The organism is Agrobacterium larrymoorei, assembly GCF_030819275.1.
Lineage (GTDB): Bacteria > Pseudomonadota > Alphaproteobacteria > Rhizobiales > Rhizobiaceae > Agrobacterium > Agrobacterium larrymoorei_B.
In genome coordinates this window covers 246,989-271,156 of sequence record NZ_JAUTBL010000002.1, presented here as the reverse complement: position 1 = coordinate 271,156, position 24,168 = coordinate 246,989, and the positions used below count along the sequence as shown (strand labels likewise).

22 protein-coding genes and 1 pseudogene are annotated in these 24,168 nt (G+C 58.3%); 7 read left to right on the top strand and 16 right to left on the bottom strand.

The window, feature by feature from the left end; genetic code table 11:
- Positions 1-18 precede the first annotated feature (18 nt).
- The 14 genes and pseudogenes from QE408_RS09875 to sppA all read right to left on the bottom strand — a co-directional run bounded on the left by QE408_RS09875 (position 19) and on the right by sppA (position 15,815).
- Positions 19-582 carry a NifU family protein gene (locus QE408_RS09875; RefSeq protein ID WP_306930672.1) on the bottom strand — a complete coding sequence of 188 codons (564 nt, stop codon included), beginning with the start codon at positions 580-582 and terminating at the stop codon, positions 19-21.
- 201 nt (positions 583-783) lie between these two features.
- On the bottom strand, positions 784-1,275 hold the full coding sequence (locus QE408_RS09870) for a universal stress protein (protein ID WP_306930670.1): 492 nt from the start codon (positions 1,273-1,275) through the stop codon (positions 784-786).
- A 169-nt stretch (positions 1,276-1,444) separates the two neighbouring features.
- The gene (trpS, locus tag QE408_RS09865) at positions 1,445-2,509 is read right to left on the bottom strand and encodes a tryptophan--tRNA ligase (RefSeq protein ID WP_306930667.1); all 1,065 of its coding nucleotides are present in this window, start codon (positions 2,507-2,509) and stop codon (positions 1,445-1,447) included.
- A gap of 82 nt (positions 2,510-2,591) precedes the next feature.
- The gene (locus QE408_RS09860; RefSeq protein WP_306930666.1) at positions 2,592-3,011 is read right to left on the bottom strand and encodes a VOC family protein; all 420 of its coding nucleotides are present in this window, start codon (positions 3,009-3,011) and stop codon (positions 2,592-2,594) included.
- A complete protein-coding gene (gene murJ, locus QE408_RS09855) occupies positions 3,008-4,600 on the bottom strand; it encodes a murein biosynthesis integral membrane protein MurJ (RefSeq protein WP_306930665.1) in 1,593 nt (530 codons plus the stop codon). The genes QE408_RS09860 and murJ overlap by 4 nt, the downstream gene beginning before the upstream one ends.
- Positions 4,601-4,607: 7 nt before the next feature.
- The gene (locus tag QE408_RS09850) at positions 4,608-7,436 is read right to left on the bottom strand and encodes a [protein-PII] uridylyltransferase (RefSeq protein ID WP_306930664.1); all 2,829 of its coding nucleotides are present in this window, start codon (positions 7,434-7,436) and stop codon (positions 4,608-4,610) included.
- A gap of 85 nt (positions 7,437-7,521) precedes the next feature.
- Positions 7,522-10,237, bottom strand: a pseudogene (gene mutS / locus QE408_RS09845) (DNA mismatch repair protein MutS).
- A gap of 178 nt (positions 10,238-10,415) precedes the next feature.
- A complete protein-coding gene (locus QE408_RS09840; RefSeq protein ID WP_306930663.1) occupies positions 10,416-11,297 on the bottom strand; it encodes a GNAT family N-acetyltransferase in 882 nt (293 codons plus the stop codon).
- A gap of 131 nt (positions 11,298-11,428) precedes the next feature.
- A complete protein-coding gene (gene lspA, locus QE408_RS09835; RefSeq protein WP_306930662.1) occupies positions 11,429-11,923 on the bottom strand; it encodes a signal peptidase II in 495 nt (164 codons plus the stop codon).
- Positions 11,923-12,780 carry a TrmH family RNA methyltransferase gene (locus tag QE408_RS09830; RefSeq protein ID WP_306930661.1) on the bottom strand — a complete coding sequence of 286 codons (858 nt, stop codon included), beginning with the start codon at positions 12,778-12,780 and terminating at the stop codon, positions 11,923-11,925. The genes lspA and QE408_RS09830 overlap by 1 nt, the downstream gene beginning before the upstream one ends.
- Positions 12,777-13,910, bottom strand: a complete 1,134-nt coding sequence (locus QE408_RS09825) for a class I SAM-dependent rRNA methyltransferase (protein WP_306930659.1) — start codon at positions 13,908-13,910, stop codon at positions 12,777-12,779. Before QE408_RS09825 ends, QE408_RS09830 begins: the two co-directional genes overlap by 4 nt.
- A 191-nt stretch (positions 13,911-14,101) precedes the next feature.
- Positions 14,102-14,443 carry a LapA family protein gene (locus tag QE408_RS09820; RefSeq protein WP_306930658.1) on the bottom strand — a complete coding sequence of 114 codons (342 nt, stop codon included), beginning with the start codon at positions 14,441-14,443 and terminating at the stop codon, positions 14,102-14,104.
- Between the two features lie 83 nt (positions 14,444-14,526).
- Positions 14,527-14,832 carry an integration host factor subunit beta gene (locus tag QE408_RS09815; RefSeq protein WP_062427118.1) on the bottom strand — a complete coding sequence of 102 codons (306 nt, stop codon included), beginning with the start codon at positions 14,830-14,832 and terminating at the stop codon, positions 14,527-14,529.
- A gap of 26 nt (positions 14,833-14,858) precedes the next feature.
- Positions 14,859-15,815 carry a signal peptide peptidase SppA gene (gene sppA / locus QE408_RS09810; RefSeq protein WP_306930655.1) on the bottom strand — a complete coding sequence of 319 codons (957 nt, stop codon included), beginning with the start codon at positions 15,813-15,815 and terminating at the stop codon, positions 14,859-14,861.
- A 245-nt stretch (positions 15,816-16,060) separates the two neighbouring features.
- On the opposite strand from sppA, the gene lptC reads away from it, so the two are divergent.
- The 6 genes from lptC to ptsN all read left to right on the top strand — a co-directional run bounded on the left by lptC (position 16,061) and on the right by ptsN (position 21,216).
- Positions 16,061-16,726, top strand: coding sequence for an LPS export ABC transporter periplasmic protein LptC (lptC, locus tag QE408_RS09805; protein ID WP_306930654.1), 666 nt, complete (start codon positions 16,061-16,063; stop codon positions 16,724-16,726).
- A 12-nt stretch (positions 16,727-16,738) separates the two neighbouring features.
- Positions 16,739-17,311, top strand: coding sequence for an LptA/OstA family protein (locus QE408_RS09800; protein ID WP_306930652.1), 573 nt, complete (start codon positions 16,739-16,741; stop codon positions 17,309-17,311).
- 25 nt (positions 17,312-17,336) lie between these two features.
- Entirely contained in the window at positions 17,337-18,134 is a 798-nt protein-coding gene (gene lptB / locus QE408_RS09795) for an LPS export ABC transporter ATP-binding protein (protein WP_306934751.1), read from the top strand.
- A 210-nt stretch (positions 18,135-18,344) separates the two neighbouring features.
- Complete coding sequence (rpoN, locus tag QE408_RS09790; protein ID WP_306930651.1) at positions 18,345-19,886, top strand: RNA polymerase factor sigma-54; 1,542 nt, start codon at positions 18,345-18,347, stop codon at positions 19,884-19,886.
- Between the two features lie 224 nt (positions 19,887-20,110).
- Positions 20,111-20,686 carry a ribosome hibernation-promoting factor, HPF/YfiA family gene (gene hpf / locus QE408_RS09785; RefSeq protein WP_062427124.1) on the top strand — a complete coding sequence of 192 codons (576 nt, stop codon included), beginning with the start codon at positions 20,111-20,113 and terminating at the stop codon, positions 20,684-20,686.
- A 68-nt stretch (positions 20,687-20,754) separates the two neighbouring features.
- Positions 20,755-21,216 carry a PTS IIA-like nitrogen regulatory protein PtsN gene (ptsN, locus tag QE408_RS09780; protein WP_062427309.1) on the top strand — a complete coding sequence of 154 codons (462 nt, stop codon included), beginning with the start codon at positions 20,755-20,757 and terminating at the stop codon, positions 21,214-21,216.
- 211 nt (positions 21,217-21,427) lie between these two features.
- On the opposite strand, the gene grpE is transcribed toward ptsN, so the two are convergent.
- Together grpE and hrcA are read right to left on the bottom strand one after the other, a co-directional pair.
- A complete protein-coding gene (gene grpE, locus QE408_RS09775) occupies positions 21,428-22,063 on the bottom strand; it encodes a nucleotide exchange factor GrpE (RefSeq protein WP_306930646.1) in 636 nt (211 codons plus the stop codon).
- Between the two features lie 120 nt (positions 22,064-22,183).
- On the bottom strand, positions 22,184-23,275 hold the full coding sequence (gene hrcA, locus QE408_RS09770) for a heat-inducible transcriptional repressor HrcA (protein WP_306930644.1): 1,092 nt from the start codon (positions 23,273-23,275) through the stop codon (positions 22,184-22,186).
- A gap of 166 nt (positions 23,276-23,441) precedes the next feature.
- Between hrcA and rph the strand changes: the two genes are divergently transcribed.
- Positions 23,442-24,158, top strand: a complete 717-nt coding sequence (gene rph / locus QE408_RS09765; protein ID WP_306930642.1) for a ribonuclease PH — start codon at positions 23,442-23,444, stop codon at positions 24,156-24,158.
- Positions 24,159-24,168 lie beyond the last annotated feature (10 nt).

Below are 24,168 nucleotides of genomic sequence, written 5' to 3'. Positions count from 1 at the left end.
GATTGGCTCAGCCGTTTATTAGACAGCCTCGACCTCTTGCACTTCGGGCACGAAGTGGCGGAGCAGGTTCTGAACGCCGTGCTTCAGCGTTGCCGTGGAGGATGGGCAGCCGGAGCATGCGCCCTTCATGTTGAGGAACACGGTGCCATCGCGAAAACCACGGAAGGTGATGTCGCCACCATCTTGGGCCACGGCCGGGCGCACGCGGGTTTCGAGAAGTTCCTTGATGGTGGCAACGATGGTTTCGTCGCCCTCTTCAAAGAACTCTTCTTCCTCGTCGGAAATCTCGGCATGAACGGCGGTGCCCATCAGCGGGCGGCCGGACATGAAGTGCTCCATGATAGAGCCGAGAATCGCGGGTTTAAGATGCTGCCACTCCGCACCGTCCTTGGTGACGGTGATGAAATCGAAGCCGTAATAGACGCCGGTGACGCCCGGGATTTCAAACAGCGTTGCTGCAAGCGGCGAGGACTGCGCCTGCTGCGCGTTCAGGAATTCCGCCGTGCCGCTTTCCAGAACCACCCTGCCCGGAAGGAACTTCAGCGTCGAGGGGTTTGGCGTGGATTCCGTTTGAATGAACATTTCGATCTCCTTCGAGGCAGCGCCCCGGGTCAGGGCATCCTTGCCCCGTAATTTAGAATGCTTCCAAAATATGCCGAGCGAAGAAGGACTTCAAGCCCTGACATGACAATCGTGTTCAAGAAATCTTCAGCCCTCTTTTACACCCGTTTTCGCCAAAGCCGAACAGGATTCTTCGTGACAGAAGGGCTCAAAGAATAGCGATCAGCAGAGTGCGTCGATTTCCTCGTCCGTCAGCGTATCCGGCAGGACCGTGACCGGAATGGGGAAGGCAGCGCCGCGTCCGGCGATGGAGGAGACCAGCGGACCTGGACCATCCTTGGTGGAGCCGGCGGCCAGTACGAGGATGGCGATGTCGCGATCTTCTTCGATCAGACCGTGGATCTGCTCGGCAGCATTGCCCTCGCGGATCACAGCCTCGGGCTCGATGCCGACGGTCTCGCGGACGCGCTGCGCGACCTTTGCCAGCGAGGCTTCCGCCTCTTCCTGGGCTTCGGCGCGCATGATCTGCTCGACACCAAGCCACTGCTGGAAATCGCCTTCGGGGATAACGAAGAGCAGAACGAGAGCGCCATTGGAGTTCTTGGCGCGGCGACCGGCATAATGCACGGCTCTCTCACATTCCGGTGTTCCATCGATGACCACCAGAAATTTTCGCCGGTGTCCTTCCAGGCGCGACAGCCGTTTTGAAACCATTCTGCACTCCCTTTTTCCGCCGTGGCATGAAGCGCCGCCCGCCGGTTCGGGCGGAGCTTATCGTATCACGATGGAAAGCGGAATCGATTTTCCTCACAGCAAAACGCGTGAGGAAAAGCCTTACAAACGAGGAGACGCCTCTCACCCTATGACGAGAAGCACCGAAAAATCACCGCAGGAAACCGATGATGTCGCGCACCTCGTCCATTGTCTTTTGCGCCATGGCACCAGCACGCTCGCCGCCATCTTTCAGGATCGCGTCGATATGGCTGACATCATCCAGAAGGCGGCGCATCTCGCTATTGATCGGTGCGAGAACATTGACGGCAAGATCGACAAGCGCGGGCTTGAAGGCCGAAAACTGCTGACCGCCGAATTCGGCAAGCACATCCGCCTTGGTCTTGTCGGAGAGCGCTGCGTAGATGCCGACAAGGTTTTCAGCCTCGGCGCGGCCCTTCAGTCCTTCGACTTCGCTCGGCAGCGCGTCCGGGTCTGTCTTGGCCTTCTTGATCTTCTTGGAGATCGCGTCGACATCATCCATCAGGTTGATGCGCGACAGGTCAGACGGATCGGACTTCGACATCTTCTTGGTGCCGTCCTTCAAGGACATGACACGCGGTGCCGGACCGCCGATCAGCGGTTCGACCATCGGGAAGTAGGCATGAACGGGTTCGTCGCCGACGGTGATGTCGAGGCCGAGACCCGCCTTGCGGATGTGATCGCCGAAATCGATGTTGAACTTCTGAGCGATATCGCGAGCCAGTTCCAGATGCTGCTTCTGGTCGTCGCCGACCGGAACATGGGTTGCGCGGTACACCAGAATGTCAGCCGCCATCAGGCTTGGATAGGCCAGCAGTCCGAGCGACACCTGCTCGGCATTCTTGCCGGACTTGTCCTTGAACTGGGTCATGCGCTCCATCCAGCCGATGCGCGCCACGCAGTTGAACACCCAGGCAAGCTCGGCATGCTGCGGCACGGCCGACTGGTTGAAGACGATATGCTTCACCGGATCGATGCCGGACGCGATGAAGGCGGCGGCAATCGAGCGCGTCTGCGCCTTCAGGTCCGAATGGACGAGCTGCGCCGTGATAGCGTGCATATCGACGACGCAATAGATGCAGTCATTGTCTTCCTGCAGGGCAACGAACTTGCGGATGGCGCCGAGATAATTGCCAAGGTGGAGATTGCCGGTGGGCTGAACCCCGGAGAAAACCAGCGGCTTGAATGCGTTCATGATCGTCCTCGAAAAGGCTTGTGGAGGGCCTTGCCCCGCGCTGTGATATGGCCCGCGCTTATGCACCCGGAACCCGTTGCAATCAAGGGGTTTCAGCAGCTGGCTGGAGCAGATCCCATTTGTTGCCGTAGAGGTCTTCGAAAACGGCAACCGTGCCGTAAACCTCATGACGGGGCTCTTCCAAAAAGCGAATGCCGTTGTCTTTCATGCGGTGAAAATCCGCGTCGAAGTCATCCGTATAGAGGAAGAAACCGACCCTGCCGCCGGTCTGGTTGCCGATCGCGGCAGCCTGCGCCTCTCCATCCGCTTGCGCCAGCAGAAGGCCGCTTGTCCCCTCACCTTTCGGTTTGACGACAAGCCAGCGCTTGCCGTCCGGCATCGGTTGATCAGAAAGGCATTCGAAGCCAAGGCTGCCGCAGTAAAACGCCTTTGCGCGATCGTATTCATCGATCACCAAGGAGACGAGCGCGATGCGGCGCATGGACGTGAAGCCGGAACTCATGGCTCGATCTCGCTTTGAACATCCGCCTTGCGCTTGCGCTTCAGGCCGCGTTTGACCATCCCAAGGTTTGCGCCGCCGGAGGCGAAGGCCACGCCGAAATAGATGACCATGGCGCCTAGGACGAGGGCAAGCAGTGTCCCTGCACGCACCGCGAGGTTTGAGGCCGATGACAGCTCATAGGAAAAATAGGATAGCGCATAGTGAATGGCGACGGCCATCAGGCCTGCGGCTAAGAGGAGCCGCGGGATGCGCAAGAGAAGTGGCAGATCGAGTTTCCAGTGGCCACGCCATAAGAGCATGCCGAAAAGCAGTGCGGCATTCACCCAACCGGCGGTGATTTCCGCTGTGGCAATTCCGGGGCCGCCGTAAGAGGGAAAGAGGCTGAGTGCCAGCGAGACGTTGACCACCACGGAAATGGCAGCAAAGATCATCGGCGTGCGGGTATCCTCGCGGGCGAAAAAGCCTGGAATAAAGGCCTTGATCAGAACGAAGGCAGGCAGGCCGAGGCCGTAGATGCCGAGAATTTCCGCGACTGTGACGGTGGCAGAGGGCGAGAAGTTACCACGCTCATAGAGAAAGCGGACGATGGGTTCCGCCATGACCAAGAGCGCCGCTGCGGCTGGCAAGGTCAGAAAGAGCACGAATTCAACGGAACGGTTCTGCAGATTGGCCGCTTCCACCGCATGGCCGCCGCGCAGCGCGCGTGCCAGTTCCGGCAGGAGAACCGTCGCCACGGCAATCCCCACCACGCCGAGTGGCAGTTGGTAGATGCGGTCGGCATAGGCAAGTGACGAGATCACGCCGTTGCCGCCGGAGGCGATATTGGTGTTGATCAACAGGTTGATTTGAGTGATGCCCCCGGTAATAGCCGCCGGTAGCGCCAGAACCAGCAGGCGCTTGACGTTGCTCGTCAGTTTCGGGCGGCGAAAGCCAATTCGAATTCCGGCGTTCCGCACCGCAATCCAGACGATGGCAAGCTGAACAAAGCCTGCGGCCATGACGCCCCAGGAGAGCGCATAGCCGACCTGCAGCGGATCGTAGTGTTTCCACCAGGCAAGCGCCAAGACGCCAATCAGGATGACGTTGAGAAAGACGGGTGCGATGGCTGCGGCGAAATAGCGATGCAGCGAATTCAGCATTCCGCCCATCATCGCTGCCAGCGACATGCAGGCAAGATAGGGAAACATGATGGTGGCGAGACGCACCGTGTTTTCGAATTTCGTCGGGTCCTCCACAAAGCCCGGCGCGATTACTGTTCGCACCAGAAATGGCATGGAGAGTTCCATGACGATTGTCAGCGCCATCAGCACGGTAAAGAGAACGCCGAAAACTTCCTCCGAGAAGCGGCGTGCGCCTTCCATGCCGTGGGTTTCGATCTCCTTGGCGAAAAGCGGCACGAAGGCGGAGTTGAACGCACCCTCGGCAAACAGCCGGCGGAAAGTGTTGGGAAAACGGAAGGCCGCATTGAAGGCATCCGCCACCGGTCCCGTACCGACGGCTGCCGCCATCAGCATTTCACGGATGAAACCGAACAGGCGGCTCCCAAGCGTCGCGCCGCCAACGGTGGCGAATTTGCCGATCAAACTCATTCTTTATTCAAGCCTTTGCGGTGCGCGCAGCAGGAAGCGCTGCTACATCCGGGTGAGCGATGATGCCGGACGGCATACGATCACGCAGTTCATCTTCCTGCTCGGCCATGACGGCCTTCAGCCGCAGCGCGATATTGGATTGGCGATTTTCCGTCATCACCTTCTGGCCAAAGAGGTCGGTGACGTAGAAGGTGTCGATGACCTTTTCGCCAAAAGTGGTGATCCGCGCCGAGGTGATATCCAGCGATAGATCGGCCAACACCGCCGTCATGTCCGCCAGGAGGCCTGGACGGTCAAGGCATTCCACCTCGATAACGGTGAACTTGTTGGAGAGCCCGTTGGAGATCGTTACCGAAGGCGGGATGTTGAAGGTCTTGCTCTTCTTGCGGCTCTTGGTGCGCGTCGCGATAATTTCGGGAAGACGCTTTTTGCCCGCCAGAACCTCTTCGATCAGCTTGCCGATATTGTTGGCGCGGCGTGTTTCATCCTCATCGATGGGGAATTCGCGATTGATCAGGATCGTATCGAGTGCGCGCCCGTCCGATGTCGTGAAAATCTGGGCGTCGGCGATGTTGGCGCCGGCAGCCGAGCAGGCGCCGGTGATGATCGACAGCAGGCGCGGATGGTCGGGCGCCAAGACGGTGATCTCGGTGATGGCATGAAAGGAGTGCGTGCGGGCCATGGTGGCCAGCGCCTTTTCCTGCTTGTCGGCCTCCCGCAAAAAGCGGGTATGGCGGACCTGATCTTCCAGCGCGACAGACAGCAGATAGGCATCGTAGTGCAGATTGATGTATTTGCGTCTTGCCTTCTGACCCCAGTCGTCCAGTGCGTCATAAAGGCGCTGACGGGCGATCTTGGCGCGCTCCTTGCGTGAACTTTCGGAAAAGCCGCCGGAGAGAAGAAGCTCGGTTTCGTAATAGAGTGTGCGCAGCAACTGTCCCTTCCAGCCGTTCCAGACATCCGGGCCAACGGCGCGAATATCGCAGACGGTGAGGATCAACAGCATCTTCAGCCGCTCCATCGACTGCACCTTGTCGGCAAAGTCGGTGATCGTCTTGCGGTCATGCAGATCGCGGGTCTGCGCCACCATCGACATCAAGAGATGCTGCTCGATCAGCCACATCACCGTTTCGGTCTGCTTGGTGGAGAGACGGAAGCGGTGGCAAAGTTTGCGGGCGACGCGCGCGCCGGCAATGGAGTGATCCTCCTGCCTGCCCTTTGCCACGTCGTGGAGCAGAACGGCGACGTAGAGAGCCTCGCGGTCTTCGATGGCCGGCATCAACTGGTTGACCAAAGGATGGGTATCGACCGCCTGCCCCTTGTCGATCTCGGACAGGATCGCTACCGAGCGGATCAGATGCTCATCGACCGTATAGTGATGATACATGTTGAACTGCATCATCGCGACGATCTTGCCGAATTCGGGAATGAATTTGCCCAGAACCCCCGCCTCGTTCATGCGTCTCAGGGTGAGAGCCGGATCGCGCCTCGAGGTCAGGATCGCAAGAAACAGCCGGTTGGCTTCCTCATTCTCGCGAAGCTCATGATTGATGAGGCCGAGCGAGCGGGTAACGACGCGAAGGGCGTCCGGGTGCAGTTCGAGATTGTTGATATCGGCCACATGGAAGAGCCGAATGAGGCTGACCGGATCGTTACGGAAGACATCGGCATTGGCGAGTGCAATACGGCCTCGATCTTCGACGAATTCGCTGGAGCCCGGAATCTTGCGAAGCCGGTGGGCGAAGCGGTGGAGCACACCGGAAAGTCCCGGGACTTCCTTTGCCTGGCGGTCCTCGAGTGCCGCGCAGAGAATGCGCGTCAGGTCGCCGACATCCTTGGCCACGAGGAAATAGTGTTTCATGAAGCGCTCGACCGCCGACAGGCCGGGGCGGGGCTGGTAATGAAGAGCAGCGGCGATATCGCGCTGGATGTCGAAGGAAAGCCGCTCCTCCGCCTTACCGGTGATAAAGTGCATCTGGCAGCGCACCGCCCAGAGAAAGTCATCCGCCTTTTCGAAGAGCTTCAACTCGCTTTTTGAGAGAACGCTAAGCTTCACAAGTTCTGCCGTGTCGCGCACGTGATAATAATATTTGGCGATCCAGAAGAGCGTGTGCAGATCGCGTAAGCCCCCCTTTCCTTCCTTCACATTCGGCTCGACCAAGTAGCGCGTGTCGCCCGCCTTGCGGTGACGCTGGTCGCGTTCGGCCAACTTGGCGGCGATGAATTCCGGGCCGCTATTGGTCACGACCTCGGTTTCGAAACGGCGCTCCAGTTCCTCTGCAAGCGGCTTCTTTCCGCAGATGTGGCGCATTTCGAGGATGGCGGTGCGGATCGTCATATCCGCCTTGGAAAGCTTGATGCACTCATCCACGGTGCGCGTAGCGTGGCCAACCTTGAAGCCGACATCCCAGAGAATGTAGAGAATGAACTCTATCGCCTTGTGCATGTCCGGCATGTTCTTGACCGGCAGCAGGAACAGAAGATCGATGTCCGATCCGGGTGCCAGCGTGCCGCGTCCATAACCACCCACGGCGGTAATGGCGATGCTAGGCGCATCCTTCGGATAGACATACCGGCAGGCGAGATCGTAGAGCACCTCGATCAAACGGTCCTGCAGCCAGGAAATACGCCTTGCGCAGTCAATGCCGCCGCCTTCGGAATCGAGAAGATCGCGCGCCATTTGCCGTCCGTCACTGCTTGCCTTCTTGAAGATGGGCAAAAGATCGGAGCGCACATCCGAAACGCGCTTTCCATCGCCTTGAAAGACGAGATCGCATTGGTGCTTCAGTGCTGCGACATCCAGTATCGCGGAGAAATCCAGGTCCTTAGAGGCCATTGAGCCGATATCCATTCCATGCGTCTTGCGCTGATGGCACAGCGCTATAGCGATTTTGAGGCCGAATGGACAGGCACTCTACGCATCAAGCGTTGCCAAGTTGTTTCTTGAGCGCATAGAGCGCATCCAGTGCCTCGCGCGGCGTCATTTCGTCCGGGTTCAGCACCTTCAACGCCTCATCCACCTTCGAGTTGCCCTTGGCACTTGCCGCTTCGCGCCGGACCGCGACCTGAAACAGCGGCAGGTCGTCGATCAACTGGCTCGCCGGGTTTTTGCGATCGGCATCTTCGAGTTGGTTCAAAACCTCGCGCGCGCGCTCCACCACGGCGGCAGGAAGGCCGGCAAGGCGGGCCACCTGAATGCCATAGGAGCGATCCGCGGCACCGGGACCAACCTCATGCAGGAAGATCACGTCGCCTTCCCATTCCCGCACCTTCATGGTGACGTTGGAGAGACGTCCGAGCTTTTCAGACAGCACCGTCAGTTCATGGAAATGGGTGGCGAAAAGACCACGGCAGCGGTTCACCTCATGCAAGTGCTCCACCGTCGCCCAGGCAATGGACAGACCGTCGAAGGTCGCCGTGCCGCGCCCGATCTCATCGAGAATGACGAGCGAACGCTCGGTCGCCTGATTGAGGATCGCCGCCGTCTCGACCATTTCGACCATGAAGGTCGAGCGGCCGCGGGCGAGATCGTCAGAGGCGCCGACGCGCGAGAAACAAACGATCGACAATGCCGATATGGGCTGCCTCTGCCGGCACGAAGGAACCGATCTGGGCGAGGATGGCAATCAAGGCATTCTGGCGCAGGAAGGTCGACTTACCGCCCATGTTCGGACCGGTCAGCATCCAGATCGCACCGTTGCGATTGCCGTTGACCGCCGAAAGATCGCAATTATTGGCGATGAAAGGACCGCTCGACTGACGGCGCAGCGCCTGTTCCACCACCGGGTGACGGCCGCCTCGGATCGCAAAGGTCATGGATCCGTCGACCACCGGGCGGCAATAGGCCTGTTCGGATGCCAGATGCGCAAGGCTCGTTGCCACGTCGATGGCAGCAAGTGCCAGAGAGCCCGCCTTGATGGCTTCGGCCTCCGCAACCACCGCCTGCACCATCCGGTCGAACGCCTGTAATTCCATGGTCAGCGCCTGGGCGGCGGCATTGGCGATGCGGCTTTCCAGATCGGCGAGCTCGGTGGTGGTGAAGCGCATGGCACCTGCCATCGTCTGGCGGTGAATGAAGCGCGCCTTGGCCTCGTCGCTGCCGGTCATGACATCCGCATTGCCAGCCGTCACTTCGATAAAATAGCCGAGCACATTATTGTGCTTGATCTTCAGCGACTTGATGCCCGTCTCTTCGGCATATTGCAGTTGCAACCCGGCAATGACCCGGCGCGACTGGTCGCGGAGTGCCCGGACTTCGTCAAGCTCGGGGTTGGAGCCTTCGCGAACAAAGCCGCCGTCGCGCTTGAGAAGAGGCAGATCCTCTGCCAGCATCTCGGACAGCATGGTTTCCAACGCGGAAGGCAACGCCTTCAGGTCGGAGAGTGCCGCCGCGAGTTCATCGGGCAACAGTCCCTGATCGAGCAATTGGCCGACCATGCGGGCAGCGTAAAGTCCCTGGCGGATGGCACCGAGATCGCGCGGCCCGCCACGGTCGAGCGCCAGGCGTGAAAGCGCACGCGGCATGTCTGCCACCTGTTTCAGCGCCTCACGCAGGCCATCGCTCAAGGACACATCGTCGATCAGATAGGCGACCGCATCGAGGCGGGCATTGATCCGTTCAGGATCGGTCAGCGGTGACATCAGCCGCTCCGCAAGAAGCCGCGCACCGCCGCCGGTGACCGTGCGGTTGATCGCCTGCAGGAGCGATCCATCGCGCTCTCCGGCAAGCGTCTTGGTCAGCTCGAGATTGGCTCTGGTGGCGGGATCGATGAACAGCGTCGAGGCACAGCTTTCGCGCTCCGGCGCGCCGAGAGGCGGGCGCTCAGCGATCTGAGTCTTCTCGACATAGGCGACAGCGGCAGCGGCGGCTGCCAGTTCGACGCGGGAAAAGGTTCCGAAGCCATCCAGCGTCGAGACGTTGAAGTAGCGCGCGATGCGACCTTCCGCCGTGGCGCTATCGAAGAGGACCGCAGGCTGCGGCACAGCTACACGACCTAGCACATCGAAGGTCGGTCTCAATTCTTCGTCGTGAAACAGGCTGTCGGCCACGATCAACTCGCGTGGATCGATGCGCCAGATGTCAGCGAGCAGCCGCGTCAATGTCGTCTCCGCCAAGCGGAAAACGCCGGTAGAAATGTCGATCCAGGCAAGCGCAAACTGCGCCTCCGAACTGCCGCGAATGCGCGCAAGCGCCATGAGGTAGTTGGATTCGGTCGGCGAAAGCAGCTTTTCTTCAGTGAGCGTGCCCGGCGTGACGAGACGCACCACATCGCGTTTGACCACCGATTTCGAGCCGCGCTTCTTGGCTTCTGCCGGGTCTTCCACCTGTTCGCAAACGGCGACGCGATAGCCGCGCATGATCAGCTTCTGCAGATAGTCATCCGCCGCATGGACCGGCACGCCGCACATGGCGATGTCCTGGCCCATATGCTGGCCGCGCTTGGTGAGCGTGATGCCGAGAGCGCGCGAGGCTTCTACCGCATCGTCAAAGAACAGCTCGTAGAAATCGCCCATGCGATAGAAAAGGAGCGAACCGGGATTGTTCGCCTTGATCTCGATATATTGCTCCATCATCGGCGTTGCCGATGCGCGGCTCTCTTCGGAGATGAGCGAGGCGGTGGAATGAACGTCCGTCAATGGCGTGATCGTATCTGCTTGGGGCTTAAGGAAAACAAAGCCGGAGACTAACGGCGCAGCTCTCCAAGAACAACACGCACAACGACGAACCCACAGGAAGCTTGACAGTCTATCCGATAATCGCCGTTGATCGACTGCAAATGACAATTTTTGAACAGACTATGGGGTCCGAACGGTATCAACCGTTAACGCGCTCCGCATCACCGCCATAGTAATTGATGTAGCGGCCGGCGATGGACGAGACCGGCAGGATGACCAGCACGTCGGTTGTATTGAAGGCATGATCGACCACCGCACCGGCGCCGAACATGGCACCAAGACGCATATAGCCCTTGATCAGCGGCGGCATGGCGTTCAACGCCCGGCGCGGATTGATGGCTTCGAGCGGCATCATGTCCATTTCGCGATAGAGTTCCGGCAGCGCCTCGGTACGCCATTCACCCTTGGAGCCGCAGCTGTGATGCAGGAAAGACAGGGCCAGTGCATGGGCCTCCGGCTGGATGCCAGGGAAAGAGGCGCAGCCGATCATCGCGTCCATGCGGTGACGAACGGCATAGGCCCAGTTGCCTTGCCAGAGAAGCTCAACGGTGCGTTTGGTGCGGTACTCAGGCAGCACGCAGGAGCGTCCAAGTTCCATGAAACGCTTGTCCGGATGGTGAGCGATCAGGCTCTGGATATCGAATTCACTTGCCGAATAAAAACCCTTATTCGCCAGCGCCGTCTCCTGCCGGAGCAGGCGATATGTGCCGACGATCTGATCTTCAGGATCTCCCTCGATGGCGTTGTCGAGAACCAGAAGATGGTCGCAGACGGCGTCGAAGGCATCGATATCGCGACCGCGACGCATCGCCTCTGCCGGAAGCCGCGCCCCCATCTCCTCGACGAAAACGCGGAAGCGGACCTGCTGGGCTGAGTCGATTTCGCGCTCGTTTCTGGCAAGGCGTGTTTCGAGAGAGCCTATCCGGCCAAAAACGTCGGCTTCCCGCTTTTCGGCAGCCGGCAAAACAGCGCTGCCCAGGCTCGTGCCAGTGATGCTGCGTTCAAGAACTTCCGAGACCATGGAGAATCGCCCCGCCACCGTTTGATCTTGCTGTCATAAATCACTTCTTGACGACAGAAAAGTGACAGTTAGCCGCGTAAGTGACGTAGCGTAAGTTAAATTCTCCCCATGCGTTCTATGTAAGAAGGATCTCAGCTTTTCTTCCGCGTTGCCTTGGCCTGCAACAACTCATCCAGGATAACACAGCCCGCGCCGATGGTAATGAAGGAATCGGCCAGGTTGAAGACGGCGAAGGACCACGTTTCCGTGTGGAAAAGAATGTAGTCGACCACGTGCCCATAGAGAAACCGGTCGAAGATGTTTCCCGCAGCACCCGCGATGATCAGCGCAAAACCGAGATGCGCGAAGGTGCGCTCGCCATCGGTCTTGCGCCAGAGCCAGATGACGAAGGCGACGATGAGGAGCCGCATGGTGACGATGGCCCAGCCCTCCATGCCCGACAGCATGGAGAAGGCAACGCCGAGATTATAGGTGCGATAGAGGGCCAGGAATGGAATGACCGGTACCATCTCCTGCAGAGGCAGATATTTTTCCACCAGTACCTTGATGACCTGATCGGCAAGCACGGCCAAAAGAATGAGGGCGACGGCGGGAACGGGTCTGGAGAAGAGAGCGGGCTTGGCCATTACTTTACCGTCGCAAGTTCGAGAAGATGTCGACGCGCCTCAAACAGCATGACTGCGCTTGCGATCGCCAGATTGAGGGAGTCGGCCCGGCCCTGTTGCGGAATACGGGCAAGCTGGTCCGCCTGCGAGGCAAGCTCCGGCGGAAGGCCGGACTGCTCGTTGCCCATGAGAAGCACGACCGGCTTCTTCTTGTAGTCGATGGTGCGGTAATCCACAGAGCCCGCGAGATGGGTCGCGACAACGCTGACGCCAGCGCTCTTTCTCCAGCTCAGGAACTCATCGACCGATGCGCGCGCAACGGGCATGGCGAAAACCGAGCCCATGGTGGCGCGCACGGTTTCGAGCGAGAAAGGATCGGTGCAGTCGCCAACAAGGATTACCCCAGAAGCGCCTGCTGCGTCCGCCGTGCGGATGATCGTGCCGAGATTGCCGGGATCGCGCACCCGGTCGAGGGCGACATAGGTCTCGCCTGCCGCCGGTCTGATGTCTCGGAGAGGCTTCCATTTCTGATCGAAGATGCCGACGACCATCTGCGGATTGTCGCGGCGGGTGATGGACGAGATGACTTTCTCGCTGACTTCCAGTACGAGTCCGCCGGACGCCACCGTCTTGACCGCAGCCTGCTCGACAAGCGGCTTGCCCTTGGCGGCCTTGGCATAGACCAGCGTACGGATGGTCCAGCCAAGTTCCAACGCATCGATAACAAGTTTCAGTCCCTCCGCCATGAAGGTCCCGCTTTCTTCGCGGCCCTTCTTCTGGGTCAGGTTCTTGATGTCCTTGATGATCGGATTGGCAAGGCTGGTGACTTCCTTGACCTGCCCTACCCTGCGCGGGCCGTTTTCATGGCGATCATTCATTTCGGCACCCAGCGGCTGAAGAGAGAGGTAGAAAGCACGCGGCCCGGCGTCTTGCCGTCAAGGCCTGCTTCCCGGATCACAAGTTCGCCCGAGGCCACCTCGCCGCCTGCACCGCGCATGGTTTCGCGCATCAACTCATGCATGGAGTAGAAGCTGGCGCGGATGGAATAGGCGGTCAGCACGAATCCGAGCGCCCTGGGCGACAGGATTTCCCGGCAAACATCCAGCATCAGCGGCAGATGATCATAAAGATCCCAGACCTCGCCATGGGTGCCGCGGCCAAATTTCGGCGGATCGGTGAGGATGATATCGTAGCTGTTACCACGGCGTTCTTCGCGCAGGATGAACTTCATGGCATCCTCGCAGATCCAGCGGATCGGCGCATTTTCGAGACCGGCAAGCGTCTGGTTTTCACGCGCCCAGCCGATCGCCTTTTTCGAAGCGTCCACATGGGTGACTTCCGCTCCGGCAGAGGCTGCCACAAGAGACGCGACACCGGTATAGCCGAAGAGGTTCAAGACCTTGAGCGGTCGCTCCGCCATCTCGATGGTCTGCTTCAACCATTCCCAATGAACGATCTGCTCGGGGAATACTCCCACATGGCGAAAAGCCGTGAAGCGGCCGAGGAAATCGACGCCAAGCAGAGAAAGAGGCCAGGTCTCGCCCAGCGCCTGCTTGGGAAAACGCCAGCGGCCGCTGCCCTCCTCATCCGTATCGCCGGTAAAAATCGCATCGGCATTGTCCCAGACCCGCTCGGCGAGGCTCGGGCGCCACAGCGCCTGGGCCTCGGGGCGAACAATGCGATACTCGCCATATTGTTCGAGCTTCAAGCCATTGCCGCTATCGATCAGATGAAAGTCACCAGCGCCAAGGGACGCAAGGATGACCGGCACTTGCTCGGTCGGGAGCGCGCCCGAGCGCTCCTTCAACGGGCGTGGAGGAACTGCTTCGACGGCTGGTGCGGAGGTTTGCACCTTCTCCTTGGGTGGAGTCGCGGCCGGACGGACGTAATCCGGAGCGCGTGTGCGTGCCGCGTCCTTCTGGCGAGACGGCTTACTGCCCGGCTTGCTCGAGCGATTGTCCTGTCCTGCGCGCGGCTTTGCGCCCTGGCGGTTGTCTTTCTTCTTCAACGACGGTCTTTCCACGTCTTTACGCTATCGGCACGGCAATCGACCGTACCACTTGCGCTTCCCAGTCTGCACCCGGGCAAATAGTGGGCCCGATGCGGTTGGAAAGCGCATATCACTAGAATGGAGGATTATCAAAGGTCGCAACAAAATCATGCGCCGTGGCGACGGATCAAAGAACCGGGGGCGAGCGCCTATTTCGCGGCGAGCTGCCTTGAAACCGGCGATGTCGTTTGCGGGTTAGCCGCTGCCTTGGTGGCCTCATCATGCCAGCGAATGGCTTCTCGCGCTTCTAGGCGAGCGCGCTTGCGATGCTTGCCTTGCGAAATCCAGGTTGCGGCGGAGCCAAGGAAAATGCCGAACAAAACCGACAGAAAAATGAAAACGAAGAAAGGTGCGGTGAAGGAAAGGACGCTGTCGTCTGGTTGAAACGGATTGAGCGCCAATGTCACGCTCTCACGGTTCGCCACGCACAGGATGATCAGAATGATCGCCAGCGGCAGCAGGATCAACAGGTTGACGATCTTCTTCGACATTCAACATACTCCGTCTTTGGGGGCCTTCACGCAATCTGGATGAACGTCACGCCGGATTGCGAAGCGTCGAGCGTTGATTGCGCTCAATCCTCGTCTTCGACGTCGCCCATACCCGGATTGAGCCTTTCGCGAAGCTCCTTGCCGGTCTTGAAGAAGGGAACCCATTTTTCCTCGACAAAAACGGACTCACCAGTACGCGGGTTCCGTCCGGAGCGTGAGGGCCGGTTCTTCACCGAGAATGCGCCAAATCCACGAAGTTCGACACGATTGCCAGCAGCAAGCGCATCGGTGATTTCATCAAGAACCGCATTGACGATATTTTCGACATCGCGGTGATACAGGTGCGGGTTACGCGCAGCAACGATCTGCACCAGTTCAGACTTAATCACGGTTGCCCCCTGAAAGGATTGGGTTTTTATCGGCCATCAACCTGCCAAACCGAAACAAGACCGTCAAGAAACAACTTGTCGGTGCCCAGCTGGCGGGACGCTGCAATCGGGAAAAATTCATCCAAGCCCAGCATTTTTGCGAGACCTGCGACGCTGAAGATGGAAAAGGGAGAACGCTTCGATGGGGCTGTCCACTCGATGATTGGCAAATCCTTCGCCAAGCCACGGCTCTCGAAATAGGACTTGATCTCGTTTTCGCCGCCGAGCGTGTCGATGAGCTTGACCGCAACCGCCTGACGACCGGTGAAGATCGACCCATCGGCAAGCTTCAACACCTCGTCGCGCGGCAGCTTGCGCCGGTCGGCCACCAGATCGACGAACCAGTTGTAGCTGTCCATGACCATGTTGCGGATCATGACCTTCGCTTCTTCCGGCGGCTCATGAAAGGGCGATGGCTCTGCCTTCATCGGTGAGGATTTGATTTCCTGCAGTGACACGCCGAGCTTGTCGAGCAGCGGTCCGACCTGCGGATACTGGAAGATTACACCGATGGAGCCAGTGATCGAGGTATCGCCTGCGACGATGGTATCGCCGGCAGTCGCAATCATGTAGCCCGCGGAGGCCGCAAGCGTGCGAACGTCGGAAACCACCGGCTTATTCTTGTCTGCAACGGCCCGGATCGCCTTGAAGATGCGCTCGCCGCCATAGGTGGTACCGCCCGGCGAAGAGATGGAAACGATCAGGCCCTTGGCGCTGGTGCTGTCTGCAATTTTTTGAAGCCTCTCCAGGAGTTCGGTGTCGTCCTGGATCAGGCCGCTGATCTCGATCTTGGCGATATGCGGCCTTGCGCTTAACTCCGGCTCTGCGAGAGCGAAGCGATAGACGGCAAAAAGGGCCGCTATCAGCAAGAGAACGGAAGCAACCCGCCAGAATGTGAGCTTGCGACGCAGTTGCCTGCGGTCTGCGATTGCCATTTGGTCCATCAAATCACCTTCGCTTCACGGCAATTAAGCTTCAACTTCGCAACGGGCATATGAACCTTGTCACGGCCTCTTGCAAGCGCGAGAACTTGCAAAGCGCGGTTTTTATAAAAAACACCCGGCACTTGCGCTCTTTCTGATAAAAACCATATTGGCAGGGCAAGGCCATCGTGCCAAACACGTAAGATAAATATGTAAAGGTCTGTGTGCGACTATAAGTTGTACTTAAGGATCTCCGGATTTGACGAATGCTCGAAAGACTTAATCAACCGGCGCCGGGATTAGCGGTGGCTGACAACCTGCCTGACGCCTATGCTGTAGCGAGACGTCATTCCGCGCGCGTCAAAAGGCTGAAAATCGGGCTTCCAATTGTGGCAGCGATCGTTTCGCTTGCTTTCATCGGTGTCTCGCTTGCCCGCACATGGCTTCCTGCCGAAGTGTCGTTGCAAAGCGCCTCGATCGAGGACGGCAAGATCGTCATGGAAAAGCCGGCTCTGGCCGGGCGCAATAACAAGGGCTTCGACTATTCGATGAATGCCGAGCGCGCCCTGCAGGACGTAACAACGCCGAACCTGATGACGCTCGAGAAAGTGCTGGCCGCCGTGCCGATGAATGACATCGTGGCACAGGTGGTGGCGCAAGAAGGCATTTTCGACCGCGCGACAAATAAGTTGAAAATGACAGCGCCCTTTGACATCAATCTGAGCAATGGCCTAAAAGCCAAATTTCAGTCTGCCAATGTCGACTTGAAAGCGGGAACGATGGAGAGCGACCAACCGGTCGACATCACCACGAAAGAAGGCTCGATTGTTGCGGAAAGCCTACGCATAGCCGATAATGGCAGAACGATTGTATTTTCGGGGCAGGTACGAGCGCGTATAGCTGCATCCACCATTCAGAACGCAGGCAAGTGAGAGCCCGACCAGATGATGCAGATTTCCCGCAACGCCCCCTTCAAGAGAACCGCCGGAATTTCGGCTGCCATTCTTATGGCATGCCTTTCCATGCCCGCCCTTGCTCAGAACACGACCAGCAAGATGGACGGCATGAAGCTTTCCAGCGACCAGCCGATTGCGATTGAAAGCGATCAGCTCGAAGTGCGCGACCAGGAGCACAAGGCCTACTTCACCGGCAATGTGAAAGTCGTTCAGGGAACGACCACGCTGCAGGCCGGCAAGATGACGGTTCTCTACAAGAACAAGGGCGACGGGCAAACGACATCGGTGACCGGCGGCGATGCCGATATCGACAAGATTTTCGTCGACAACTCCGTTTACCTGACGTCCGGCACACAGAAGGCGACGGCCGATCATGGCGAGTTCGACATGGCGTCGCAGACGTTTACGCTTTCCGGCAAGCAGGTCGTCCTGTCGCAGGACACCAACGTCTTCACCGGCTGCAAGCTGACGGTGCTGATGAATACCGGCGAAGCCAAGCTGGAAAGCTGTGGCGGCCCGGTCCGCATTATGCTCGATCCAAAATCGCAGAAAAAGCAGTAAGCCGCCGATCGTGACAATACCCCTGATTTCAAAGCTTCTTGGCAGAGATTCCGCACGCCCGTCGACAGCCGAGGCGAATGCGGGCGATAAATCTCGCTATGAAGGCACCTTGATCGCCCACGGCCTGACCAAGACCTATAACACGCGCCGCGTCGTCAACGGCGTGTCGCTTGTCGTGCGTCGCGGAGAGGCTGTCGGGCTTCTGGGACCGAACGGTGCGGGCAAGACCACCTGCTTTTATATGATCACCGGCCTCGTTCCCGTGGATGATGGCAAGATCGCCATCAATGGCAATGATGTGACGGGCATGCCCATGTATCGCCGCGCGCGCCTTGGCGTCGGCTATCTTCCGCAGGAAGCGTCGATCTTTCGCGGACTGACCGTGGAAGACAATATTCGCGCCGTCCTGGAAGTGCATGAAAAGGACGAGAAGAAGCGAAACCGCAAACTCGACGGGTTGCTGGAAGAGTTTCACATCTCGCAGTTGCGCAAATCTCCAGCGGTCGCTCTTTCAGGCGGCGAACGCCGTCGTCTTGAGATCGCACGTGCTCTTGCGACCGATCCGACCTTCATGCTGCTCGACGAACCCTTTGCGGGCGTCGATCCGATTTCCGTCAGCGACATTCAGAATCTCGTGCGCCACTTGACGGCACGCGGGATCGGCGTTTTGATTACCGATCATAATGTGCGCGAAACGCTGGGCCTTATCGACCGCGCCTACATTATTCATGCGGGCGAAGTGCTGACCCATGGCCGGGCCGACGAGATCGTCAACAATGCCGATGTTCGTCGCCTCTATCTCGGAAACAACTTCAGCCTTTGAGGGCCGCATTTTCCGGCCTGAAAGCGTGGCAGTTCTTGCAGGAAAGTGATGATATCACAGCGTTCCCGCAAAAGAATCTTCCTTTTGACCCCACTCTTGATCTTGACCAAACCCAAATAAAAAGCAATTTTTGGGCCAAGTTTTTCTTGTTTTGCCAGACAACAAAAAATTTCTGCAAAACAAGGCATGTTTGGGAGTCGAGCGTCCGCCATGGCCTTGTCCGCCAGCCTGTTGTTGCGTCAAAATCAGTCACTTGTGATGACTCCTCAGCTGATGCAGTCGATCCAGCTGCTTCAGATGACGCATATCGAGTTGGTCAGCTTCATCGCCCAGGAAGTCGAAAAGAACCCTCTGCTTGAAATAGCGGCAAATGACAGCGATCCTGGCGAAACATTCGGCAGTGACGACATCGCAAGTTCGCAAACTGTAGACAGCATTGAATCATCCCATACGACCGAGACGGTGGAATGGTACGGGGATGATGCCCCTATCCTCAACGAGGCGCTGGACACCAGTTTCAGCAATGTGTTTCCGGATGACGAGAGCGGACGCAAAGCCGATGCACCGGAGCTTCTTGGCCAATGGAAATCCATGCCTGGCGCGGAGGCTGGTGACGATTACGATCTCGATGATTTCGTCGCGCGCAAACCGAGCCTGCGCGACCACATTGCACAGCAGGTGCCGTTTTCGGTCACCGGTCTTACCGACAGCATGACAGCCGATGCTCTGCTCGATCATCTCGACGAGACCGGCTATATCTCGGCTGACGCCGTCAGTGATGTTTCCGAGCGGCTAGGACGCCCGGAAAAGGATGTCGAGGCGGTCCTGCGCGTCCTGCAAAGCTTCGATCCGCCGGGTGTCTTTGCTCGCTCCCTCAGCGAATGCCTGTCGATCCAGCTGCAACAGAAAGATCGGCTCGACCCGGCCATGCATGCTTTCGTCGGCAACCTCGATCTTCTGGCCAAGCGCGATTTTGCCACGCTCAAAAAGCTTTGCGGTGTCGATGAGGACGACCTTCTCGATATGCTGAGCGAGATCCGCGGTCTTAATCCTCGTCCCGGTGCTGGCTTCGAGACTGGCTCGTGCGAGACCATCATACCGGACATCATCGTCCATCCCTCCACCGATGGAAGCTGGCTGATCGACCTCAACCCGGAAACACTGCCGCGCGTGCTGGTCAACCACAGCTATTTCACGGAGGTGTCCAAGCTGAAACCGCGCGCGGGGGAAGACGGCGAATTCCTCTCCACCTGCATGCAAACAGCCAACTGGCTGACACGCAGTCTCGATCAGCGGGCAAGGACGATCATGAAGGTAGCGAGCGAAATCGTCCGGCAGCAGGATGCGTTTCTGCTGCATGGGGTCGACCAATTGCGTCCCCTTAACCTCAAACAGGTCGCCGACGCCATCAAGATGCATGAATCGACGGTCAGCCGCGTCACCTCGCGCAAGTACATGTTGACGCCACGGGGCGTCTTCGAACTCAAATATTTCTTTAGCGTCTCCATCGGCTCGTCCGAAGGTGGCGACAACCACTCGGCAGAAGCGGTTCGTCATCGCATCCGCACAATGATCGCGCAGGAAGCACCCAGCTCGGTTCTTTCCGACGACGATATCGTCGATCAGCTGAAAAAAAGTGGCATCGATCTGGCGCGGCGGACTGTCGCAAAATATCGTGAAGCAATGAACATCCCCTCCTCCGTGCAGCGCCGTCGGGAGAAAAAAGCGATGGCCCGCATGGCTTCAGCTTGAGCCATTCTTTTATAGTTTACAAATACTTAAGATTGACAATTGACTTGCCTTGTCGACAAGGCTAGAAGCTCGCCGCAGATAAGACGGGGGTCTGGCGAGAGAGTTGTGTTCCACGGATGGCGGCATTCGCCTGCAAAGGGACGAAAGAGGTCGCGAAACGCTTGGATGAGCGCTCAGCTTGACGTAAGCTGGTATACGCAAATCACTGAAAAAGGAAAAATTCCATGAGTGTGCGTGTATCTGGTAAACATATGGATGTGGGCGAGTCTTTCCGTCAAAAGATCGAGGACAATATAAGCCAAGCCGTTACCAAATACTTCGATGGGGGGTATTCCGGCCAGGTGACGGTCGCGAAGTCCGGCCAGCTTTTTGCTGCGGATTGCAAGATCCACCTCGATACCGGGGTCGTTCTGCACGCGGCAGGACAGGCCAACGATCCGCAAGCCAGCTTCGATGCGGCAGCAGAGCGTATTGAAAAGCGCCTGCGTCGTTACAAGCGCAGGCTCAAGGATCACCATAACGGTTCAGCTTCAAAGGGGATCGATGAGGAAGTCGCCTACAGGGTGATGGACGCGGTCCCGGATGAGGATGAGGAAATCGCGGAGGATTTCGCGCCAACGATCGTGGCCGAGACGTCCAAACAGATCAAAACCATGACGGTTGCAAGCGCAGTCATGGCTCTCGATATGACCGATGAGCCAGTCCTGTTATTCCGCAGCCCGTCGAAGGAACTCAACATCGTCTACCGTCGCAACGATGGAAACATCGGCTGGGTCGACGCGGCGATGATCAAGAGCTGAAGTCTAAAGACCCGGAAGGCGCCCCCAAGCGTCTTCCGGTTCGTCTCGATGGCATGAAGGAAAAAGAAATGGCATTGGCAGATTTGCTGCACCAAGATGCGATTATTCCCGCGCTAAAGGTCAATTCCAAGAAGCAACTCCTTCAGGAACTGGCAGCAAAGGCGTCCCGTATTACCGGGGTGTCCGAGCGGGACGTATTCGACGTCATCTTGCAGCGTGAGCGGCTCGGCTCCACCGGCGTCGGTCACGGCATTGCTATTCCTCACGGAAAACTCAGCAGCATCTCCTCCATCACCGGCGTCTTCGCACGCCTTGAAACGCCCGTCGATTTCGAAGCGCTCGACGACCAGCCGGTCGATCTCGTGTTTCTCCTGCTCGCACCGGAAGGTGCTGGCGCCGACCACCTGAAGGCCCTGTCGCGGATTGCCCGCGTTCTGCGCGACCCGGAACTGGTAGCGAAACTGCGCGCGACCGATTCCGACACGGCGATCTACACCTTTCTTAACCAAGAACAGGTGAACGCGGCCTGAACGCCAAGTTTGGGTTCACGCGAAGAGTGCCTCGACGTTTAAAGCGCCGTGCGTCCTATTGGACGCACGGCGCTTTACATTTTTGAATCTAGGCATCGTGCTTTCCGAAAAGCGAGTCCGATTTTCGGGCCGATGCTGTAAAACAAAGGCCCGGATATCGATCAGATATCCGGGCCTTTGCCTATTGGTCAAATGAAGACGAAGAACGCTTTCAGGCGTCCTTCTCATTCAGACCGCTTGTGCCGGGTTCAGCACCTGCCGGCGTTTCAACCTTAGGGCCGCCCTTGGCAACGCCAACCATGGCTGGACGCAGAACGCGGTCACCGATGGTGAAACCAGCCTGCACCACCTGAACGACGGTGTTGTTCGGAACGGTGGTGTTCGGGATTTCGAACATAGCCTGGTGGAAGTTAGGATCGAACTTCTGGCCTTCGGCGTCGATCTTCTTCACACCATGACGTTCAAGCGCGGAGAGCATGGAACGCTCGGTCATGTCGACGCCTTCGATCAGGCCCTTGATATTGGCTTCAGCGCTTGCCTTCAGCTCTTCGGGAATCGTGTCCAGCGCGCGACGAAGATTGTCGGAGACGGCCAGCATGTCGCGCGCAAAGCCCGCAACCGAATAGGCTTTCGCATCTTTCACATCGCGTTCGGTACGGCGACGGAGATTGTCCATTTCGGCTGCCAGGCGCAGAAACTTGTCGCGAAGATCGGCATTCTCGGCTTTCAGCACATCCACCGGATCGGGTTCTGCCTGCTCCGGCACCGCATTGTCCGCCGTCGTCGCTTCCACTGCTTCTTCGGCAGCGCCTGCGTCAGGTCCGGTCTTGTTGGTGTCATCAGTCATGACGTTCTCCAGATTATATGTCGTGTGGCTTGCAATGAGATTGAGCCCGATATCGAGCTTTGCCATGCAAAAATCAAGGCTTACGGGAAAAAGGAGCGATTTTTCAAGCGAGCGTCGCGGTCAGCGTCGCTTGGTGGAAAGACGCGCCATGATCTGGGCGGTGTAATCCACCATGGGCACGATGCGGGAATAGTTGAGCCGCGTCGGGCCGATGACGCCGACAGCGCCCACCACCCGGTTTTCGTCATCCTTATAGGGCGCGACGATCAGTGACGAGCCCGAGAGCGAAAACAGCTTGTTCTCCGAGCCGATGAAAATTCGCACACCCGAGCCCGTTTCAGCCAGATTGAGGATCTCGATCAGGTTCTCCTTGCGCTCCAGATCATCAAAGAGAAGCCGAACGCGGTCGATATCCTCTTCACCGGCAAGTCCCTCGAGAAGATTGGAGCGGCCGCGGACGATGAGACGCCCAAGCTTGCCTTCCTCATTGTCGCCGGACCAGACGGCAAGCCCCCGCTCGACCAGATCCTGTGCCAGCGTGCTCAGCGCGCTTTGAAGTTCGTTCTTCTGTCGTGCTATCTGGCTGCGAAGCTCGGGCAGCGTCTGGCCGCCGAGATGCGCATTGATGAAGTTGGCCGCCTCCGTCAGTTGCGAGGATGTGATGCCGGACGGCAGCTCAATGATCCGGTTTTCGACCTGATTGTGGTCGCCGACCAGAATGGCGAGACCCTTGGTGGGCTCGAGCCGGATGAACTCTACATGTTTGAGCACGGCATCGTTCTTGGCAGTCAGCACCAAGCCTGCTCCGCGTGACATGCCCGAGAGCATGCTGCTTGCTTCATACAGCAGGCCTTCGAGGGACTGTTCGCGCCCGGAGATCGGGCCGATCTGACGATCGATATTGGCACGCTCGGCCTCAGGCAGTTCGCCCACCTGCATGAAGGCATCGACAAAAAAGCGAAGACCGGTCTGGGTTGGCAGGCGTCCGGCGCTGACATGCGGCGAATAAATGAGGCCGAGTTCCTCCAGATCGCTCATGACATTGCGCACGGAGGCAGGCGACAGCGACATGGGAAGCAGGCGCGAGAGACTGCGCGAACCGAGCGGTTCGCCCGTTTCCAGATAGCCTTCGACAATACGCCGGAAGATTTCGCGCGAGCGATCATCCAGAAGCGCACCCGGCTCTCTACCAATGGGAGGAGTTATGCCCATGCCGCTTGTTATTCCCCAAGCTGTTTTTGACTGTCTTGAATATAGTCACTCGGTCTTCCAAGTGAAAATGGAAATTCGGCTATAGGCCCTGTTCTTCCGCTTTTCCTTTGCAAAAGCGTCGCCCTGACCTTAGAAGGCGGGAAGTTAAGAGACGGAGAGAAACGATATGCGGCCCTCAGGCAGAAAAACCGACCAGATGCGCAAGGTCTCCTTCGAGCGCAACTTCTCCAAGCATGCCGAAGGCTCCTGTCTCGTCAAATTCGGCGATACGCATGTTCTGGTGACGGCGAGCCTCGAAGACAAGACGCCACCGTGGCTGCGCAACAGCGGCAAGGGCTGGGTCACAGCCGAGTACGGCATGCTTCCCCGCTCCACCAACGAGCGGATGAAGCGCGAAGCATCGTCCGGCAAGCAGGGCGGCAGAACGCAGGAAATCCAGCGCCTCATCGGCCGCTCGCTGCGTGCCGTCGTCGATCTGCAAGCACTTGGGGAACGTCAGATCAGCATCGACTGCGACGTCATCCAGGCCGATGGCGGTACGCGCACCGCCTCCATCACGGGTGCATGGATTGCCCTTCATGACTGCCTCAAGTGGATGGAAAGCCGCAACATGCTGAAGGTCGAAAAGGTTCTGAAGGACCATATCGCCGCCATCTCCTGCGGCATCTTCGCCAATCAGCCGGTGATCGATCTCGATTACCTGGAAGACTCCTCTGCAGAAACCGACGCCAATTTCGTCATCACCGGCTTCGGCGGCATCGTTGAAATTCAGGGCACAGCCGAAGGCAAGCCCTTCTCGGAAGAGGAATTTCTGACGCTGCTTGGTCTTGCCAAGGCGGGTTGTGCGGAACTCGTCGAGATGCAGAAGCAGGCGATTGCCTGAACGGGACCAA